Genomic DNA, 20,034 nt, shown 5'->3' on the forward strand with positions numbered 1-20,034 from the left:
TCGAGCGCCTCTCGTGGTCGGCAGGGCCAGTTGATAGTGGGCTATCAACTGGCCTGCACGTTACTACCTGAGCGCGTGCCTGGCAACCCCCTCTCGTCTCGCTTGCCGTCCGGGCCGTTAGGGCGTTTCCCGTCCGATCCCCTCGGTAACCGCCCTCCCACGTCCCGCGGGGAGCCTTCGCCCCACGGGGGATGATGGAGGCCCATCCCCAAGCTGGGACATCCCGCTGCGTCTGCGCGACAGCAGCACGCTCAGGTCTCAAGCGACGTCGGCTGGCTGGCTGGAGGGACGCCGGCAATCCCTGCGCCCGGTCGACGAGCCGAGACGGCCCGGGCCTGGACGGGGTGCGGCACCTTGTCGGGGCGACGCAGTCACCGGCCGCCGCGGCCGCAGGCTCATGACGGCGTCGTGAGGGAGCTTGCTGCCCTCTTTCGAAGGCTAGGCCGTCACTCGGTCGGAGTGGCCCGTGGTGGTTCACGCACCGGCTTGCACACGCCGTCGAGGTTCAGGCTGCGTCACACGTCGGCCGGCCCGCAGTCGGGCGACCGGGTCCCCTCTCGACACACCTCCGATTCGGCCTTGACCTCATCCGCGGCCTGACAGTTGGGGTAGAGGAGCGCAGCAAGGGGACGGCTTGGTCGTGCCTACCTCGCGCAGCGTTGACCATCCCTGGTCGAGGCCGGGTGACGTCGTGCGTAGCCGCGGACATCGCCAGCAGCTCGACGCCCAACCCCAGTGCTGTAACTGACCTCGGGCCGCCGCAGCCGGAGATGACCATAGCGTTGAAGGCCACCAAGCTGGGGAAGGATCGAAGCAGTCAGGTACCTCCCGCACTGTTCGCCGAAGCCCGCCCGCACCCTTTGCAGGATCCTGGTCGCTACACAGGAGTCCCTCACCGCCCGACCCGGTCGCTTCCGGGCCGCGACCCGACGGTCGATGCCGGCGGAGTCGGCGAACCGGGCGAACTGGTTGGCCAGGCCGATGTTGACGTCCCGGCACACTCAAGGTGACTTGGCCGCCGCCCTCCGACGCGTAGGGGTTCGCCCCAAAAGCAGCCCTTCGCGGCAACCACTCCCTCCAGGATCTGACCCCGGCCCCTCTTTCCAGCGCTCACGCACACCCTCGGCGTGCCTGCTGGTGACCTCGGGATGAGACCTATCGACAGAGAACGCACCTGTCCCAAGGGCCCGTAGCCCCCTCCGTTTCGCGAGCAATCCAGGATCGAGGACCGACCCGGCATCCGCCTCGTGGGCGCTCTCGGTGAGTCTCGCCGCCCCCTTGACCGTCCCTGCGCCGCAGCGTCTATTGTGGCTTAGACCCCCCTCAGAACGCATCCCCTCCAGGAAGAAGAAGTCCTATGATCACAACAGAGATCGGCCAAACGACTAGGGAGCACATAACAATCCGGGGCCAAGACCTTGCCAGAGACTTGATCGGCGAGGTCGACTTTATTGATATGTTGATGCTCACTACATGCGACAGGGCGGTGACGGAGAACGAACGAGCAATGCTCAACGCATTGATGGTCGCCGTCATGGACCATGGATTTACCCCGAGTTCGATGAGCGCTCGATTGACCTACTTGGGAGCACCTGAGGCGCCCCAGGCTGCAATCGCGGCGGGCCTACTCGGCGCAGGGTCTGTCTTCCTCGGCGCAATGCAGAACGCCGCCGAAATGATAAAGGACGGGGCGCGGTCCTTGACTGAGGACTCCGATTCCGAGGATGTTCAGGCCCAAGCGGTTCAGCTAGTTCAAGACCGGCGGTCTCACGGGCAACCCCTTTTTGGGCTAGGGCACAACATTCATACACAAGGTGATCCGCGAGTCTCGAAACTGCGAGAAGTGGCCGAAAGTCAAGGAATGTACGACCGGCACTGGCGCCTGCTCGACGCGGTCGAAGACGCGACCGTTGCAGCGATCGGAAGGCGCCTGCCCATCAACGGTGCCGGTGCAATGGGGGCGTGTATCATGGCCATGGACCTACCAATGACTATGGCACGTGGCCTCGCCTTAGTGGCTCGCACGGCGGGCCTTGTGGCCCATCTCATTGAGGAAGAATCGGCTCCGGTTGGAAAAGACATTTGGTCCCTCGTCTTGTTGCAAGATCCCCGTAACCAGATGGACGCGGAGGGGACTGCATGACGTTCCATTCTGACCCTGCGGCACAGACGTTTCGGGTGGACGCGGTCAATTTGTCCACTTACCTACGAGTTGTCGCGCGCCGATTTGCTCAACGCGAGGCAATATCCTCAGGAACCAACTCCGTCACGTGGGCGCAGTTGGACGCAAGCGTAGATGCTCTAGCCTCGGCCCTGAGAAGCCGAGGGATCCGACCCGGGGACCCCGTCATCCTACAGTCGCGAAATAGTATCGCCTTCGTGCAGACCATGTACGCCGTTTGGAGAGTCGGTGCCGTTGTCGTCCCGGTGAACTTCCGCAGCGGCCCGTCCGAGGTGGCGCACATGGCACTGACAAGTGGCGCGACACTTATGGTCGCGCAAAGCGAGTTTCGGAAGCACATAGCCGCCGCCACGGAGTGGGGCGCACTTCCCTTGGGTCACATGGTCATTGAGGACGATGAACCCTTCGACTTATCGACCAGCACTGTCCAAGAGGCTGAACCGATCCACGACGTGCGGGTCGACCAGAATCATCCTGCGTGGTACTTCTTCACCTCGGGCACAAGCGGAAAGCCTAAAGCCGCGGTCTTAACACATCACACGCTGGGCTTCATTATCACAAACAGACTGGCAGATCTCACGCCTGGGACGACCCAGGAGGATGTTTCTTTGGTGATCGCACCCCTTTCGCACGGCGCCGGGACCCATCTATTATCCCAGGTTGCCCGTGGCGCAAAGATAGTGCTGGCCCATTCTAAGCCAATGGACCCCGCCGAGATATTCCAGTTAATCGAAGAACACCACGTAACGAATTTCTTCGCCGTTCCAACCATCCTGAAACGTCTTTCCGAGTCAGAAGGACACGGTGAGTACAACCATTCCTCCCTCCGTTTCGTCCTATACGGCGGCGCTCCGATGCTAACCCGCGATAGGGACCACGCGAGAAAGGTCTTCGGGGAAAAATTAGTTCAGTACTACGGCATGGCTGAGGTTACTGGCTGCATGACAGTCCTAGCCCCCCATGAGCACGCTGCTGTCCCAGCCGACGAGACGGGAGTCGGCCCTGCCGGATTCGCTCGAACAGGGGTCGAACTCAGTATCCAGGACGAGAGCGGCGTGGAACGTGCGCCAGGAGAGGTAGGTGAAATCTGCGCAGCGGGCCTAGCCGTGTTTGCGGGGTACCTGAATGATACGGCGGCAAACGAAAAGGCGTTCCGTAATGGGTGGTTTCGAACGGGCGACGTCGGATACCTCGACGCTACTGGGTGCCTATACGTGACTGGCCGGTCCTCCGATATGTACATATCGGGCGGGCATAATATATATCCGCGCGAGATCGAGGAATGCTTGAGTCACCATCCTCGACTAGAGGACGTGACAGTCGTGGGCATTTCAGACGCGCAGTGGGGTGAGATCGGGGTCGCTGTCTGCGTGGCAACGGAAGGGCCGGTTCCGAGCGAGAGGGAGATGACGGATTGGGTGGGGGACCGTTTGGCCAGGTTCAAAGCGCCGCGTCGTTACGTCTTTTGGCAGGAGCTTCCCAAGAACGCCTATGGAAAAGTTGCAAAGACTGAGGTTCGTCGACTTTTCATTAAGAGTGAGACGTAACCCTGCGGGCGGTTTCGGGAAGGTAGGTGGACTTGCGTCGGACACGATGAACGACCGTTCTTTGGTACGTACTGGTCTGTCCCCAGCGCAGGACGTCTCTCCCCCTGACTTAGGCCACACTCATGCGCTCCTGACTTCGTCTTGATGGCGTGCCGGGACCCGGCGAGGTCGTCGGGGATGGGTCGACGACGGTGGAGGTGTGCTCGCCGACGGACCCTCGACGGTGCTCGCGCCGCGCGCATGCAGGACACGGCACGCGCTTGCCCTCGTGTTGGAGCCCTGCGCGAGCGAAACGGAGCTTGAGCGAGACGGAGTTTGACCATCAGGGTGGCGTGGCCGTGGTTCATATCCGCTGCTGGACTTCGCCACTGTCTTGGTTGGCGCGGTGGTCGTCGACGACGTGCAGGCGTGGGATCTGGAGGGTCTTGTCGGGGGGTTGCAGCAGCTGGCGGTGGTGGTCGACGTCGCCGGTGTAGTGCCGTGCCCGGTGGTCGTGGGCGTCTTGGAAGCGGACGTGGGCGGGGCGGGCTGGCCAGTCGTGGTGGCGATTGTCGCAGGCTGTGCGTAGTCGGGTCTTGCGGCGGTCGAAGAAGGCGGGCAGTGCGTAGCGGTGCCATTCCTCGAGGGCGTCGCTGGCGATGGCCTGGCCAGCGCGGCGGCGTTGGTCGGCCAGGACGGCGATCTCGTGGACGAGGTGGGGGTGGGCGGGCCAGCAGGGTGGGACGAGGTAGGAGGGGTCCCAGACGTGTTCGCTGTTGACCCATTCGACGACGGCCTCGAGCCATTCCCACAGCTCGGCGCGCATGGGTGGGTCTTCGATGGTTCCGGGGTCCCAGGGGCGGGGCAGCTTGCTGGGGTGGCCGACGGCCTTGCGTGCCGCGTCGTCCCCGTTGAGGGCGATGTCGAGTTCCCGGTAGGCGTGGACGATCAACGGGCCGGGGGCGGGGAAGGGCCTGGCCAGCGGGTAAGGTCCCCGTCCCTGTTCTCCTGCTTGGTGGGTCGTGCTCACCGGTCGTACTCCGCTGTGATGAGGCCGTGCTGACGGGCTGCGGCCAGGGCGGCGGTGGTGCGGGCCTCGGGGCTGATCGTGGCGCGCTGGTGGCCCCCGATCTGCTCCCGGAGCAGGGCCTGGTCGGCCAGGAGTCGCCTGCCGGGTCTGCCGTCGATGCAGCGGGCCAGGCGGGCCATGACCGGTTTGCCGTTCTCGGAGATGACCAGGGCGTGCCGTTCCTTGATCTGGCGGATCTCCGATCCGGTCAGGACGGGGATGTCCTCGGCCGAGTAGGTACGCCCGCCGCGGTGGCCGGTGTTCCAGGTGGCCCGGCCGACGCGGACCTTGCCGACCAGGTCGCAGACCTCCTGGTTGAAGGCGACGTCCTTGGAGCCGCCGAACAGGACCAGGTTGTTGGTCAGGCCGAGCACGGCGCGGGCCTCCTGCTGGCCGAAGATCGAGTCGAGCTGGGCGCGGGTCTGCGCGGCCCAGATGAAGGACAGGCCCAGGGCGCGTTCGTTGGCCATCCGGGTGCGCAGGGTGGGCAGCGGCGCGGTGGAGGGCAGCTCGTCCAGGCAGGCGAGCAGGGGTGGGCACAACCTGCCCCAGCCGGACCGTTGGGCCATGCCCAGGGCTGTGTCCAGGACGTGCTCTGCCAGGGCGGTCATCAGCGGGGAGGCCGAGGCGTAGGGGTCCTCCCGGCCGAGCAGGTAGATGGTGCCGCCGCCGGCGAGAACCTCGGCGATGTTAGTCGCCGGTCGTCCAGGTCCGGGGACGCACCGCTGGCGCATCGGTTCCTGGAAGAACAACGACAGGGCCTGCTGCACCGTGGTGACGGTGTTGCCGGCAGTCCGTTCGTCTCCGTGGAGGGCCCCGTGCAGCAGTCCGTGCCAGAAGCGGGCGGCCTGCGGGTGGGTGCGCAGGATCTCGGCGGGTTCGACGGTGGAGCGCGGGTCGGCGACCCACTCCAGCACGTCGTCCAGGGTGCGGCTGGTCAGCGCAGCCGCGTGGAAGTAGGCCTGGATGACCTTGGCGGCCTCGGCGGCGTAGAACCGGGCGGCCTGGTCCCCGTACCCCTCGGCCACAGCCCCCTTGATCGTTCCGGCGGTGAACGCCTTGGCCCGCCGCTCGGCCACGACCGCGTCCACGCACCCCTCGATCGGGTCCCACACCAGCTCGGGCAGCCCGGGCACCAGCCCGAACGGGTCGAGCACGACGCAGGGTCGCCCGTCGCTGGAGCGGGCGGTGAACGTCAGGAGCAGGTCGTCCGGTTTGGTGAGGGTGACCAAGGCCGGCCCGGGTGCGTCGAGCAGGGCAGGGGTGAGCAGGTCCAGCGTCTTGCCTGACCCTTGTGGGCCGATGACCCCGGCGGTGCGGTCCCACGGCACCCACAGATCCACCCCGGCGGGAGCGGTGGACCGTCCCAAGTTCCACCCCACCTCCCGAGGATCAAACCGGCGGCGAGGACGACGTCGGAGTTGAAAGGGGCTGGGCAGGTTCATCGCGGGTCCTTTCCGATCAGGTCGGGCCGGATGACGGCCCGGTGCTTACGGAGCCGGGGCAGACCCAGCAGCGACGCGGCCTCGGTCCGGGAGGCCATGCCCCGCAACCGGCCCGACCCGAGGCGCCGGTAGGCCACCACGGAGGCGACCAGCGCGCCGATCAGGTTGAGCGCCGCGGTGACGATCACCCAGGTCCGCAGCGCCCGCGGGTCGGCGACGACGCCGGGGTTGGTCAGCCCGGCGCCGGCGTCCCCACGCAGCAGGCCGGGCAGGCTGGGAAACAGCTCGGTGGCTGGGGGCCAGCCCCAACCACCGCCGGCAAGGAGGTTGGCCACGGCCCGCCCGGTGTGCACGCCCAGCACCGCGACCAGCACCAGGGTGACCGCGATGGCCAGGGGGATCTCGTAGGTCCACGGGTGCGGGTTCTTGAGTCTGTCCTGCTGCATCGCTTCCTCATCTCCGGGGCGGGGAACTGTTCTGCGTCCTAAAGCGGACGAGGACGGCCCAGGGACTCAACTGGGTGCTTTCGGGTTGTCGTCAATGTTGCCCAGGCGCCAGATCTCGAAGATGTTGTTGTCCAGCGCGTGCTCGTAGCTGAAGAAGCCGACCCCTTTGGCGGGGTTGGCGGCCTCGATGCTGGTGTAGCTGGCCGGGTCCCAGACGAACCCGACATGCCCGATCGTGTGCGGGCCCAGGTAGGAGTCGAAGAAGAACAGGTCCCCCGGTTGGGCCTGGTCGAGGGGCACGCGGAACCCGTTGCCCATCGCCAGCCAGTCCCGCTGGGCCTGGGCGGTGCGGGGGGCGGTGATCCCGATCTGGGCCATCGCGGTCTGGGTCAGCGAGGAGCAGTCCCAGGCGTCGGGCCCACCGGCGCCCAGGATGTAGGAGTCCCCCTCCTGTCCGGCCGCGAACGCCAGCATCTGGGCCACCCGTTCGCTGCTGACCGGGGGCAGGTCGGGGTTGCCGCCCTGGCCGTCACAATGCAACGGGTCTCCCAGCACCAATCCACCCCCATACTGCTGGGCGTAGTACAGGACGTCGTTGACGTACCAGTCGGCGTGGTTGTAGGCGAACAGCGCATCACGCACCCCCTGTTCACCACGGTGCACCCCGGAGGCGGTCAGGTAGTTGGCCGCGGAGTGGACGGAGTCGGCGTCGTTGTCGATGTCGGCCAGCCCGTCCCCGTCCCCGTCGACCCCGTAGGCGGCGAAGCTGGCCGGCATGAACTGCATGAGGCCCCGCGCACCCGCCGAGCTGGTGCCGGTGTTGGCCCCGTGGGCAGTCTCGGCCATCCCGATCCCTGCCAGCAGGGTCCACGGAATCGCGTACTGCGACCCGGCCTGCTCGTACAGCTCCTGGATTCCCGACGGGATCGGCAGGGACGGGTTGTGCAGGGAGTCCTGGCGGGGCTCCCCCGGGGCGGGCAGCTCGAACCCGATGCCACCCTCCCCGTCCTCGGGGAGTTCAGGCACCCACGGTGGCAACGGTTCCTCCCCCGGCTCTGGGGAGGGTGCCACGGCGACACCGTTGAGGGTGGCACCGCGCTCGAGCATGAACGGCACCGGGTCGATCGGTTGCCCGTCCTGGTGGATCTCGAAGTGCAGGTGTGAACCGGTGGAGTCGCCGGTGGACCCCTCGGTGCCGACCCGTTGACCGATGTGGACCCGGTCCCCGACGGACAGGTCACTGGGGTGGGCGAGATGCAGATAGCGGCTGCTGGTGCCACCGCCGTGGTCGATGCTGACAGTGTTTCCTCCCCCGCCTGTCCACCCGGCCGCGGTGACCGTGCCGGCCGCGGCGGCGACCACCGGTGCGCCCGCCGGCTGGGAGACCAGGTCGACCCCGGCGTGCAGGCGCCATTCCTGGTGGATCGGGTGGAAGCGCTGTCCGAACTGCGAGGTCTGGGTGTAGGCGGTCTCGTACGGTGGCCGCCAGTCCCCGGTGACGGGAAGGGTCCCCTCGCAGAAGAGGGTGCGGTGCACCTGCGCCATCGCGGGCGTGCCTACCGAGGCCACGAGCACCGCGGTGGCCAGGGGAAATCCCAGCAGCACCGCGAGGGCGGCCAGGACGGCGAGGGCGCCTTTCACTCACCTCACCTGGCCGACTCGATACCGAGGTTGGTGTTGGCCAGTGCGGCCTCGAGGGGGTGCAGGACGGTGGCCACCTTGTACATGCGGTCCCCCACCTGCCACACGGCCCGGCCCGGTTCCTGCCGCGCCCAGGTGGTGATGGCGTGCACGGCCAACGGACCCAGGCCCAGGATCTCGTCGAGCTCGCCTGCGACCTTGGGGCCCTGGCCGTGCAAGATCTTGATGTCGGCCAGGTGCAGCATGTCCCGGGCGATGGTCTGGGCCACCGAGCCCTCGTCGCCGGCGGAGAGCAGGTCGGAAGGTTTGTGCGCGACCGCGTACTGGATGTCCCCGCCCTGGCCGGCGAAACCACGGGACAGGCGCATGTCGGCGTCGAACGCCTTGACGGCCTCCGGCCCCAGCCGCAGCTGCCGCCACGCCTCGTCACGGACGACCACGCGCTGGTCGGTCCTGGAGACGACCTCGCGCTGACCGGCGCCCCAGGAGCCCAGACACGTCAGGGCGATGCCCACGGCCTCCTTGGGCAGCCGGGACAGGGACAGGGACTGGATCGGCGCGAGCCAGTCGATGTCGACGTTGGTGTGCGCGTCGAACATGCCGGCCAGGGCGCCGTTGACCAGCTGGCCCAGGGCGTCGCGCAGCAGGCGGGTCTCGTCCATGAATTGCCGTGTGCTCTCGAACCGGGTCGCGGCCACCAGTTCGGGGGCAGGGTTGTCCAGGGCGTGCCACAGCCCGGGCAGTGTGGTTTCGGTCAAGGAGGTGGCGCCGGCGGCGTACCCGGTCAGGTCGGCCAGGGCGGTGCGGACCACGGCCTCGTCGCTGGGCCCGAAGGGGACCAGGTTCTCCCCGATCTGCTGGGACCCGACCAGGGCACGGATCAGGGTCAGCCACCGGGAGAACACGGACTGGGCGCGACGTTCGGCCTCCACGGCATCCAGCCGTTCCCAGCCGTGGGCCAGCGGGCCAAGGGCCAGGGGGTTGACCCGGGCGCCCAGGCCGGCGCCGAGGGCGATCGGTTCGACCCCCAGGAAGGCGCACACGCCTTCGTACTCGTCCTTGGTGTCGCCCAGGATCAGGGCCCGGTACCCGAAGTCCATCATCCGCAGGATGAACGCCTTGGTGGTCCCGGACTTGCCCATGCCGGGCTTGCCGAAGCACATGATGTTCGGGTTGCTGATCGGCACATCGACCCGGACCACCCAACCGAGGGGGTCGCAGTGGAACGCTGCCCCGGAGGCGACGTCGATGCCCATCTGCGCCCCGGTCGGGGGCAACGCGGGGGTGGGGATGAACGGCCAGAACGCCGGAGCCTGGTCACTGGTCATCCGCCAGGTCGCCACCGGCGCTTTCGCCGGGGCCCAACCGCGATCTGTCTTCCGTGGTCCTCTGGGACTGGTGGGCCGGAACACCCGCGGCTCCCGCTCTGACCTCACTTGGGTGGGTACCGGCGGGGCGTCGTGGCCGAAGTCGGCCAGCAGACGGGCCACGCCCCGGCCGGTGCTCGCCCGGCGGCCGTGAGGGATTCGACTGCGTGAGGCGCCCATGCTTCACCCCGCCTTCCGGGTCAGGCTGATACCCATCGGCACCACGGAGGCGGCGAAGGCCACGTCGTGGGCCAGGTCCAGGCGCAGCGGGGCGAAACCTGCCCGGCGGATCGAGGAGTCCAGGCGGCGACCGGCCTCGGCTGCCCGGACTGTCTTGGGCACCGTGACCGTGGCCACGGCGTAGGGAACGGTCAGGGAGTTGCCGCGGGCCAGCTTGGACTCCAGCCGGCGCACCTTCTCGGACTCGTCGACGTCCTTGGTGCGCTGCTTCATCCGTGCTGCGACCCGCAACGACTGCCCCAGGTCGGCACCGAACTCGCTGTTGGCCGACTGTCGATCGGCACGGCCCGGCGGCACCAGGGGGTAGCAGACCATGAAGCTGCGCCGCTCCCCGTCCTGGTGTGCCGACAGGACCGGGGCCAGTGCCCCCATCGCGGCCCCCTTGACCGGCAGCTTGATCGTCGAGGAGACCGAGTTCCAGGCGTCGTGGGAGTAGTGCCGCACGGCGGCGTCGGCGCCGGACGGGCCGGCCATCTCCCACGGCACGTCGGTGCACACGTCGTCGTCGGTCTGGGATGCCGCGAGGGCGTCGATGATGGTGGCCCGGTCCCCTGGGGCGAACCCGGTCCGGCACGCATGGGCCAGCTGGGGGCTGGTCAGCCACTCCACGCTCGAGACGCCCAGGCCGCCGCGCAGGTGAGACTCGACCTCGGCGATCGCTGCGTACAGAGCCCTGGCGCGACCGTTGACTCCCCCGCCGTACTCCCGGGCCACCTTGCCCAGCCGTGACTCGGGCACCACGACGGTGACGTACTGCTCGGTGCGCACGGTCGCGGCGGTCAGCGACTCGTGCAGGTCGTCGTTGATCGCCGTGACCTGGGCTGGGGCGTTGCCCGTGCGGTGGCGCCGGACCCAGTCGGCCCGCTCGGCACCGTCCTCGGGGACGGTGCGGACCATGAAGATCACCTCGGAGACCAGCTCGGCCCGCACGGCCGCGTCGAGCAGCTCGGTCAGGCCCTGCCCGTAGACCTCCCGGTCCTCGGCCTCGGCCATGCCCAGTCCCGGGTGGACGATCGAGGCGGTGACCGCCCAGGTCCGTGTCGAGTGGTTCTGGATCAACGCGACCCGCCGATGGGAGTGCCCTGTCGGTGGGCCCTCGTGGATCACGACGCTGGCCAGGATCCCCGGCAGGTCCGCCTGCTCCTGCTCCTGGGGTCTGGCCTGCCCGGTGGTGGCCCGCGCCCGGAACCTGGTCCAGCCGGCCAGGGTCCCCGCAGCCAGGGACACGGTCGAGGTGATCCACCCGGTCATCGACCGGCCCCGCACCGGGACGGCCACGACACCGAACAGCAACCCCCACAGGAGGATGGACAGGCCCACCGCGGCCCAGTCCTGCTTGGAGATCGACCAAGCCACCGGCAGGACGGCTGCGGCCAGGAGACCGAGCTGGAGGCCGGTGAGGCCGAAGAACCAGCCGATGCGGGCTCGGGTGTAGTCGCGGTAGACGGTCATCGTGGGGTCCTCCTGCAGGCGGTTTCGGTCGGTCGCTTCCTAAAGCGGAGCTGCACCGGCCAGGGACTCATCACTTCGCCGCTCCTGCGGCCGCTCCGGCCGCTCCGGCGCCAGATCCTCCGGCGGCACCGGCCGCACCTGCGCCGCTGGGCGGGGGCAGCGGCCCAGCGCCGGTGCTCGGGTTGGTCTGCGCCGGGGGTGGGGCCTGGACCGCTCCCCCTCCGGCCTCACCGTTGCCACCGCTGCCACCGCCGGTCTCCTCGCCGCGCTGTTCAGGGTGGCTGGCCCACCGGCGGCCGCCACTTGTCCTGGCCGGCTGAAAGTCGGGGACATACGTGTTGTGCCCGACACCCATCTGGTTGGACACGTCCGCGCCGATGGCCGCGCCCCGGGTGCCGGCCGAGACCATCAGCCCAACCCCGACCCCGACCGCGGCGCCGATCCCACCGGCCACCGGTCCGATGGCAGACCCGCCCTTGGAGGCCAACGAGCTGGTCGCCTGCGCCGCCCGCTGGTTGGCCTGTCCCTCCTGGGAGACCTCGCTGCTGGAGCGGCCATGGCTGTCCACGCTCGAGGCGGCGTTGGATGTTCCCACGGCCCGGCCGGTCAACCCGCGTAACCCACCCTGGGCCTCGTACCCGGCACGCATCGCGGCCCCGGAGGAGGTGCCGGGGTCCACGAAAGCCAGGAGCTTGAACAGGGCCAGCGGGGAGAACGCGGCGATGCAGATCAGGAACACCCCAGGGATCGCCGTGCCGATCGTCTTGGCCAGCCCGTCGGCTTCGCCTTCGACGATGCCGGTGGTCAACGAGATGCCCAGGCCGAGTACCAGAGCGACCAGGACCGGGGTGAATGCGGCCGCGTGGAACCACCGGAACGACTTCCAGAACCACGACCGTGAGAACCCGCTGGCCAGGCCTGCCGCGGCGATGGGGCCGGTGGCGACCAGCACCAGCAGCGCACCGGCCCGGGTCAGCATGACCAGCAGGAACCCGATCGCTGCCAGCCACAGGAACATGCCCATGAACCCCAGGACGGTGGCCAGCAGCGTGTCGGTGATGTCCTCGGTGGCGATGAAGAAGACCTCGGAGGGTTCCCAGTGGGCGAAGGCCTCCACCCCGAACATGGCCCGCATCAGAGAACGGGTCAGGCCCTGCGCGGCGGCCAGGATCATCACGCAGTAACCGATCCAGCCGGCGAAGATGACCACGAACTGCGCGACCCCGATGCCGGCCTGGGCGAGGTCTGCGCCGTCCCGACGCCACGCGGCCAGGCCCAGCTGGGCCATCGCCAGGATGAGGACCAGGGCCAGGGCCAGCCAGAACGTGGTCCGGTACACCTGCCCGGCGGGTCCGGCTGCGGTGACGTCCGGGGTGAGGATGGCGTCCACGAAGCCCAGGACGGTGCGCAGGAACCACAGCCCGGCAGCCCAGATCCCCAGCATGATGGACGTCCAGACGTCGGCCGCCAGCTCGCCGACGGCCTTGCCTGCCAGGTACTCGAACGGGTTCGGGATACCGAACATGAGTCAGGCCCTTTCTGGTCTTCTCAGTGGTTGTCGGCCCAGGGCCGCCACCCGGCCTGGGCGGCCAGCTCGGTCCCGGGCCACGTCGAAGGCGCCGGGGAGACTGGGCGGCTCGTGTCGATCACCCAGCGGTCGCCGGCCCAGGTCATGGCCTCGCAGTGCCCGTAGGCGACGCGTGCCTCCTCCACCAGACGTGCGTGCAGCTCCAGCAGGACGCACGCCACCACCCAGTCGGACCCGTCGCTGCCCTTGACCTGGCCAGCGGCGGGGACCGCGGTCACGACCAGGCCGGCCTCCTTGGTCTGCCCGGACTGGCCGGCGGCGGTGAGGAAGTCGGTGACGTTGCCTGTCATCACCCACCTCGCCGGGTCGGCACCACCCGTTGACCAGGACCGGTAGATCTCGTGCGTCGCCGGGACCGACATCGCCTGGATGACGGCGACGTCGATCGCTGCCAGCTGCGCCACCGCACCCTCCGGGGTCTGGGGGAACCCGGTGGGGACGTCCACCGGACCGGTCCTCGTCGGCGAGGGCACGACCAGGGGTTCGGCGACCGTGGTGGCCACCTGCCCCTCGCGGTAGGCGCGTGGGTCGTCCACGGCCAGCATCTGCGCGTCCGCGATCTGCTCGCGCCGGGCAGGCCCCTCCTGCGGCAGGGTGGCCTCGTCCAGCACGACCGGCGAGGGTGCCGTGTCCTGCGTGGCAGACGTCTGGGGAGCATCGTCGGCCAGGACCTGCCAGATGAACAAGCCCAGGCCGGCCAGCAGCGCCAGCCCCGCACCCAGGGCTGCGGCGAGGATGGCCAGCAGCTTGCCCCGACCCCACGCCTGCGAGCTCGTCGTGGGCATCTCAGACGCACCCGGTGCCCATCATCGCGTCCAGGATCCCCGGCAGGATCAGGTAGGCGATCACGGCGATGAAGACGATGACCAGGCCGATGATGCCGCCGGTGCTGGCGTGCGGCATGCCGAACATGCGTCCGCCGGCGATCGCTGCCACCGCGATGATGACGCCGAGGAAGAACAGGATGCCCACTCCCCACAGGACGTAGCCGAGGATGTTGTCGACGTGCGCCTGCGCGCCCGGGGGCGCCTGCGGGCAGACGGCGGCGACGAACGTGGCGGCCTGCAGGCCGGCGTCGGAGACGTTAGCGAACATGCTGGGGGTTTCCCTTCTGGTGGTGGATAGAACTGCCGGCCAGCTGCAGGAGCTGGGCGATCGTGGTCGCGGCGCTGAGCACGCCGCCGGGCAGGGGTGAGGTGTCCAGGCCGCGGACGGCCAGGCCGGGGTCGTGGGGTACCTCGACCAGGTCCTTCTCGAGCAGGGAACTGGCCCGCGGGCCGATGCAGGAGGCCACCTCGCGGGGCCAACGTCGACGTCTCGAGCCCTGGACGGCCACAGCCACCCCGGCGGGAAGCGGGTCGAGCTCGTGCAGGACCCCCTCGAGCCGGCGCAGGCCGGGGACGGTGGCGGTGGTGACCAGCACCACCCGGTCGGCGTCCAGCACGCTCGAGCGGACCCAGCCGGCGGACCGCACCAGAGTGCCCATCGGCCATCCGGCGTCGAGCACGTGCAGCACCGGCCCGTCCTGCGGGTCAGGGTCCGGGACCGGGATCTGGTCGGGTGCGTACCCGTCAAGCAGCCGGTCCAGGACCAGCAGGTCGCGGTGGCCACGAACCCAGCCCGACCCGGTCTCCCCCAGCTCGGCGGTGGCGAACCCGGTCAGGCCGCTCGTTCCGGCCGGACCGGCCTCGACCACCCGCACCGGGAGCTCCAGCGCGGTCGCGACCGCGACCGCGACCGTGGTGGCCCCGGCCGACCCGTGGCAGCCCAGGACGGGCAGCACAGGCACGCCAGGGTTCCAGGGGGCGCCCTGGCCCTCTCCGGCCTGGGGTGCGTGCGAGCGGCACGGCGGCACGTCCGTGGCCCCTGGGCGGAACCGGCCGTCCTTGACGGCCAGCCAGGCCCGCTGCAGCTCGGCCACGCTGACCACGCTCACGATTCGCCCCTTGGTCCTGCCATGCGCTCGTGCCGACGCGCGATCGCCTGTCGCACGTCCTCGGTAGGCAGCTGGGCAAGAGCGGTCTTGGCTTCCTGCACCTGCCGCAGACGGCGGACACAGTCGTCCAGCTCGGCCAGCACCTGTGGGCCGGACGCCGACAGCTGCAGCAGCTGCTGGACGTCGGCTCCGGCGTCCGGTTGGTTCATCACGCCTCCTAAAGCGCGGTGGCGAGGTTCTGGGTCTCACGCCGAGCGAACTGTTCTGGCGTAGGTGTCCTGCAGTGCCCGCAGCGCCCGCTCGGCCCGGCGGGTGACGGTCGCTCGGGACACGCTCCATTCACTGGCCACGCCGGCAGCACTCGATCGGGCGAACAGGCCGCCTCGGCCGCGGCCGCCGCGGCGAGTGTCGGCGTGCTCGGCCAGGCGCAGCAGCAGGTGACAGTCGTCCTCGTCCACCACGCCGGCGCCGGTGGCGTCCTCGAGGAGCTCGTGCAGCGCGCCGATGTCGGCTGCCGCAGCACCCTGCGGTACGCACGTACCGACCGGGCGCGCGCCGACACCAAGTGCCATGAGCAGTTCGGGATCTGCCGACGGGACCTCGGCGCGGGCCGCGCGCGGATCCATCGACAACCCCAGGTCGGTCATCACCTCCCGACGCGTGTTCATCAGGACCGTCGCGGCGACCCAGATGCCTTTGGCCCAGCTGACGGTGCGGGCACTGATCCACAGCTGCGCGGCCACGATCTCGTCGATCCGTTCGCTCAACCGCATCAAGGCATGGGCGACCCCCACCGCGCCCGGAAGAAGCAGCCACAGCAACGCAGCCGTCGCCGCCGGGTCGTCCCCACCGTCCGCCGCCCCCAGCTCGGCCAACGCCAGCAGAACCTCGTTCGCCTCATCCGGGGTCGCCAGCCTGACCCACCCCGGTAGGTCGAGGAGGTCGTCACAGACGCCCAGCACCGGGTGCGTGCACTGCCACTCCTTCCATCGGGCACACGCGGACACCAGCAGGTCCCCGTGCGGCTGCTCCAGACCAAGCTGCGTCGCCAGGCTCACCTCGAGCTCCTCTCGTCGTGCGATCACGACGAGAAAGGTCGCCAAACAACGCTCCCGGTTCCGTCTCTGCTAGGCCCGACCTGGCCGGTGCGCCAGAGGGGAGACGCTGTGAAACCGCAGGTCAGACCGCGTCTCCGGACGTCTCCGGAAAAGTCCGTGCGGACCCCTTGCCAACGGCCCGCACCCCGACCCCCGACGTGCCCGGATCCTCACTCCGGGGCATAGAGCAACCCCCACGCGAGGGGGGAGACCCCGGGGAGAGTTGCGTGGGGGTTGCTGCCTGTGGTGCCGCTGGGTCAGACGGCTTTCTTGCGGTCCTCCAGCCAGCCGTGGCGGTCGAGGATCCGCTGGGTGCGTTCGGGAAGGTCGCCCGGTGGGAGGTCGGGGTCGTCGGTGCGGTTGCAGATGTCGGTCTGCAGCAGGCGGACCGCTTCGGCCGTGTTGCCCTCCCGTGCGGTGACCGCGACCAGGTCGAGCGTGGGGATCTCCTCGTCCGGGGCGGCGAGGAAGGCGATCTCCGCGGCCGCCCGTGCCCCGGCCAGGTCGCCGGTCTGCAGGTCGTGGGTGGCGACGATGTGGGCGACGTCGACCACCGCGCAGGTCATGTGGTGGTCGAGCCGGTCCCCCTCGAACAGCCAGGCCCAGCCGCCGCGGCGAAGCTGGTCGAAGGGGCGTCCCTGGACCAGGCGCAGCGCAGCCTTGAGGTCCTCGATGCCCTCGACGCCGCCGCGGGCGGTGGCCCGGGTACGGAGCCGGCGGAAGAGGTCGACGTCGACCAGCAGGCCGAGCACCTGGTAGACGTTCACGCCACGTTCGCGGGTGGCGGGGGCGTCCTGGACGTGCGGGATGTACAGCTCGCCGGTGACCGGGTCGGTGCCGAGCCAGTCACGGCAGCGGCCGATGTAGTCGCGGGTCCTGGTCTCGGTGATCCCGAACGCCTCGGCCGTCTGCACGGTGGTGACCCCTCGTGGGTGCAGCGCCAGGTAGGCCAGCAGCTCGGTCATGTACCCCTTGCGCTCGGCCAACGGTTTGCCCCACGTCTTGGCCTGGACCGGGCCCAGCAGGCTGAGTCGGGGGACGCGGACGTCCGGGTCCCACCATGCGGCCAGGTCGGCATCCAGGGTGGGGTCGGCCTGCAGCACCTGCCGGGCGACGTCGGGCTCCACCCGGGGGGCCAGTCTCGGGAGGTCCTCTGCGGTGGTGGCTGCCTCCTGCTCGTAGACCTCGTCCCTCTGGGGTAATAGCGTCGCCAGGTCCTGGTCGAGGGCCGCGTCCCGCCCGGCGCTGTGCTCAGGGCGGATGGCGCCGGCCTGGTCGGTCCAGCCCCGCCAGTCCTCCTGGTGCTCGTCGCTGTCAGGAGTGGCTGCCGGCATCGGCACGTCGGCCTCGGCGTGCGACTGGGCCAGCAGCGCCGCGCACCCGGCCGCCTCGTCGGCGGTCAGGCCCACACCGACCAGGTCCAGCCCCGCTGCGGGCACACGGACCCGACCGTCTGCGGTGGCTTCGATGTGCATCGCGGTGGCGGTGGGGGCACCGCCGTGGACGACCACTGAGGCGCCCGTGCTCCCGGCGTGCTGGGCCAGCAGCTGGCGCAGCTGGTCGGTGGCCGCAGGCGCCGCACCGTCGGTGCTGAGCAGGACCAGCCGGGCCGGCCAGGTGTCCTCGCCGTCCTGGCGGACCCGAGCGGTGGGCACGCCCTGCTCCCCCACCCGGTCGATCACGCCGACGACCTCGGCGACCAGGTCCTCGACGGCGCCGACGTCCGCGACGCGCACCCGGGCCGGGTTCATCGGGGCGACCTCGGAGGCGATGCCGACGCAGTCCAGCCGGACCCCGGCCGACCAGGGGTTCACCGCGACCTCCGCAGCCAGGTAGCGGGCCAGGTCGTCCACGTACTCGGGCTGCCCGGTCAGGGCCACCTCCAGGTCCTCCATGTTCAGCAGCCACGCCGACCCGTCGTCCCCGGCGCCGATGGAGACCAGCAGCGGGAACGGTGCAGGAGCATCCTGCTCCAGCGGGCCGATCTGCTCCACCGGAGTGCCAGCGGGCAGGAACCAGTGCTGCCCGTCCCCGGTGTCTTTCCACGGGGCTCCCAGGTCGGCCGGTTGCCACAGGTGCAGCCACAGGCCGTCTCTGGCCAGCTGCACGGCCGCCACGGCCGGGACGGGGGACCCGGTCACGGCGCACGTCCCACCGAGGCGGCGCAGGGCCTGGTCCAGCTGTTCCAGGGTGGGAGCCGCCGACCGGCCGCGGGTCTGGATCGTCTTCTCCACGGGGACCAGGACCGGGTCGGGTGAGGCGAGGGCACGTCCTGGGCGGCGGGTCCGGAACCGGGAACGGCGGCGCAAGGTGAGCGCGAGGAACAGCGCCCCTCCCAGCAGGGCCCCGGACCCGACGATGCCCTCCAGCAGCCACGCCGGAGGGGTGTCTTCCTCAACGTCTCCGGCAGCGTCTCTGCCGTCTCCCCCAGCGTCTCTGCCGTCTCCAGCAGCGTCTCTGCCGCTCCCGGCAGCGTCCCCACCGACGCCGCGACCGACGTCTCCACCGGTGTCGGGTCCGGCCTGCGCGGTGCTGTCGACGGTGGAGGTGGCGCCCACGGCGGCACCCAGGGTGATACCTGACCGGGCGGCCGCGCCACCTGCCGGGCTCACCGCACCTGGCTGCTTCGGCGCGGCTGCGTAGTTGGGGGTGTCTGGCTGGGCCCCCAGTGCGGTGCCGACGTCCGCGCCCACCCGTGCACCCTCCGTGGTCGACGCCGGCCGTTCCTGGCCCCCGGCCGAGTCGGGCAGGTCCAGGCGCCAGCCGGGATAGATCAGGTTGGGGTCGCTCAGGCGTCGCCCGTCCGGCTGGACGGTGCCGGTGGAGGCCTCGTAGATCTCTGGCCACCGGTCGGCCTGCCCCAGGTGCTCGGCGGCCAGGCCGCTGAGGGTGTCACCGGTCTGCACCACCACGTCCTGCTCCTGGCCGACCTGCTCGCCGGTGCCGGTCCCGGCCCCGGTCGCGGGGAGCTGCAGCACCATGCCGGGGGTGACCCAGTCGGCGCCACCGGCCAGCTGCTCGGGGTTGAGGTCGACGATGCGGTGGTAGTCGTGCCCGGACCCCAGGTGCTGGTCAGCGATGGACCAGAGCGTGTCCCCAGGGCGCACCACGTAGGAGTGCTTGGGCTCCTGCTCGGTGGTGGTTGCAGGGGTCGCCGTGACCGGGGCGGGGGCCGTGCCGGCCCCGGCTGTCACCGGGGCAGAGGCGGTCACCGGGGCGGGGGCCGCCGTGGCCGCGGGAACGGTCCCGCCGGGGGCGGCGATGAACAGGGCCAGCGCGGCCACGACCAGGGGCCGCATGCCGGACTGGGGCAGGGACAGTGCAGGCAGCCTCGGAGGCCGGACGCCGCGCAGCGCCGAGACGGCCTCGACGACGATGCTGAGGCTCAGGGCGGCCCAGACCACCCAGCCGAGCAGCTTGGCCCCGGTCAGGGCCAGGGTGCCGTCGTCGGGCGTCAGCAGGGCGTCGCGGACCTCCTCCAGGCTGGGGAGGGTCTCCGGCAGCGGATTCCCGCCCAGGGTCAGCAACAGTGCGGGCAGGCCCACCAGGATGCCGGCCAGGACGACCAGCGCGCCCAGGCCGAGAAGGCGTTGACGGACTCTCATTGCTCCACTCCTCCCACGGACCGGGTGATCCGCGCCTGCGCCGTGCCGGTGGCACTCAGGCTGGGCACGCCGACGATCGACAGGAACTTGGTCGGGTAGACCGAGGTGACGTCGACGCTGATGCTGGCCGGGCCGGTCACGGACGCAGAACCGGCGACTCCGGCGCTGGCCAGGTACGCCTGCGCGGCCGCCGCGGCCTGGCCGGGGTCGGCCACCGCCCCGAGGCCGCGGACCCCGGTGGGCGTCTGCACCTGCTGGCCCCCGACGCGGGCGGCCTCCCGGGCGGTCGCGCGGGCCTCCTGCATGGCGTGCAGGTGCCCGGAGACGTCCACCGCGAGGCCGACCATGATCAGGAACGAGGCCGCGATGACGATGACGAACACCCCCACCGACCCGCGCTCGGCACGCTCCCGCAGGGACTGTCTCATGCCCGTGGTCAT

Annotated in this window: 16 protein-coding genes; 2 read left to right on the forward strand and 14 right to left on the reverse strand. The window is 70.0% G+C overall.

Annotation, left to right across the window (positions count from 1 at the left end; translation table 11 throughout):
- Positions 1-1,357: 1,357 nt before the first annotated feature.
- Both Q0967_RS08690 and Q0967_RS08695 read left to right on the forward strand, forming a co-directional pair.
- A complete protein-coding gene (locus Q0967_RS08690) occupies positions 1,358-2,143 on the forward strand; it encodes a citryl-CoA lyase (protein ID WP_299449601.1) in 786 nt (261 codons plus the stop codon).
- Positions 2,140-3,729, forward strand: a complete 1,590-nt coding sequence (locus Q0967_RS08695) for an AMP-binding protein (RefSeq protein WP_299449602.1) — start codon at positions 2,140-2,142, stop codon at positions 3,727-3,729. The genes Q0967_RS08690 and Q0967_RS08695 overlap by 4 nt, the downstream gene beginning before the upstream one ends.
- Before the next feature lie 343 nt (positions 3,730-4,072).
- Here the strand turns inward: Q0967_RS08695 and Q0967_RS08700 are convergent, their stop codons facing one another.
- The 14 genes from Q0967_RS08700 to Q0967_RS08765 form a co-directional block, all read right to left on the reverse strand.
- Positions 4,073-4,738 (reverse strand): hypothetical protein, encoded by a 666-nt coding sequence (locus tag Q0967_RS08700; RefSeq protein WP_299449603.1) that lies wholly within the window; start codon positions 4,736-4,738, stop codon positions 4,073-4,075.
- The gene (locus Q0967_RS08705; protein WP_299449604.1) at positions 4,735-6,108 is read right to left on the reverse strand and encodes a type IV secretory system conjugative DNA transfer family protein; all 1,374 of its coding nucleotides are present in this window, start codon (positions 6,106-6,108) and stop codon (positions 4,735-4,737) included. The genes Q0967_RS08700 and Q0967_RS08705 overlap by 4 nt, the downstream gene beginning before the upstream one ends.
- A gap of 110 nt (positions 6,109-6,218) precedes the next feature.
- Positions 6,219-6,668 (reverse strand): hypothetical protein, encoded by a 450-nt coding sequence (locus Q0967_RS08710; RefSeq protein ID WP_299449605.1) that lies wholly within the window; start codon positions 6,666-6,668, stop codon positions 6,219-6,221.
- Positions 6,669-6,734: 66 nt separating this feature from the next.
- Positions 6,735-8,309: a peptidoglycan DD-metalloendopeptidase family protein gene (locus Q0967_RS08715; protein ID WP_299449606.1), complete on the reverse strand. Its 1,575-nt coding sequence runs from the start codon at positions 8,307-8,309 to the stop codon at positions 6,735-6,737.
- A gap of 5 nt (positions 8,310-8,314) precedes the next feature.
- A complete protein-coding gene (locus Q0967_RS08720; RefSeq protein ID WP_299449607.1) occupies positions 8,315-9,637 on the reverse strand; it encodes an ATP-binding protein in 1,323 nt (440 codons plus the stop codon).
- Positions 9,638-9,859: 222 nt separating this feature from the next.
- Complete coding sequence (locus tag Q0967_RS08725; RefSeq protein WP_299449608.1) at positions 9,860-11,368, reverse strand: SCO6880 family protein; 1,509 nt, start codon at positions 11,366-11,368, stop codon at positions 9,860-9,862.
- A 70-nt stretch (positions 11,369-11,438) separates the two neighbouring features.
- The gene (locus tag Q0967_RS08730) at positions 11,439-12,893 is read right to left on the reverse strand and encodes a hypothetical protein (RefSeq protein ID WP_299449609.1); all 1,455 of its coding nucleotides are present in this window, start codon (positions 12,891-12,893) and stop codon (positions 11,439-11,441) included.
- 23 nt (positions 12,894-12,916) lie between these two features.
- Positions 12,917-13,741 (reverse strand): hypothetical protein, encoded by an 825-nt coding sequence (locus Q0967_RS08735; protein ID WP_299449610.1) that lies wholly within the window; start codon positions 13,739-13,741, stop codon positions 12,917-12,919.
- Between the two features lies 1 nt (position 13,742).
- Complete coding sequence (locus tag Q0967_RS08740; protein WP_075957343.1) at positions 13,743-14,051, reverse strand: hypothetical protein; 309 nt, start codon at positions 14,049-14,051, stop codon at positions 13,743-13,745.
- The gene (locus tag Q0967_RS08745) at positions 14,041-14,892 is read right to left on the reverse strand and encodes a hypothetical protein (RefSeq protein WP_299449613.1); all 852 of its coding nucleotides are present in this window, start codon (positions 14,890-14,892) and stop codon (positions 14,041-14,043) included. Before Q0967_RS08745 ends, Q0967_RS08740 begins: the two co-directional genes overlap by 11 nt.
- Positions 14,889-15,101, reverse strand: a complete 213-nt coding sequence (locus tag Q0967_RS08750) for a hypothetical protein (RefSeq protein ID WP_299449615.1) — start codon at positions 15,099-15,101, stop codon at positions 14,889-14,891. Before Q0967_RS08750 ends, Q0967_RS08745 begins: the two co-directional genes overlap by 4 nt.
- A gap of 36 nt (positions 15,102-15,137) precedes the next feature.
- Positions 15,138-15,950 carry a hypothetical protein gene (locus Q0967_RS08755; RefSeq protein ID WP_299449616.1) on the reverse strand — a complete coding sequence of 271 codons (813 nt, stop codon included), beginning with the start codon at positions 15,948-15,950 and terminating at the stop codon, positions 15,138-15,140.
- Between the two features lie 296 nt (positions 15,951-16,246).
- A complete protein-coding gene (locus tag Q0967_RS08760; RefSeq protein WP_299449617.1) occupies positions 16,247-19,594 on the reverse strand; it encodes a LysM peptidoglycan-binding domain-containing protein in 3,348 nt (1,115 codons plus the stop codon).
- Positions 19,591-20,022: a pilus assembly protein gene (locus Q0967_RS08765; RefSeq protein WP_299449619.1), complete on the reverse strand. Its 432-nt coding sequence runs from the start codon at positions 20,020-20,022 to the stop codon at positions 19,591-19,593. Before Q0967_RS08765 ends, Q0967_RS08760 begins: the two co-directional genes overlap by 4 nt.
- Positions 20,023-20,034: the final 12 nt, after the last annotated feature.

This window comes from uncultured Serinicoccus sp., assembly GCF_947500995.1.
Lineage (GTDB): Bacteria > Actinomycetota > Actinomycetes > Actinomycetales > Dermatophilaceae > Ornithinicoccus.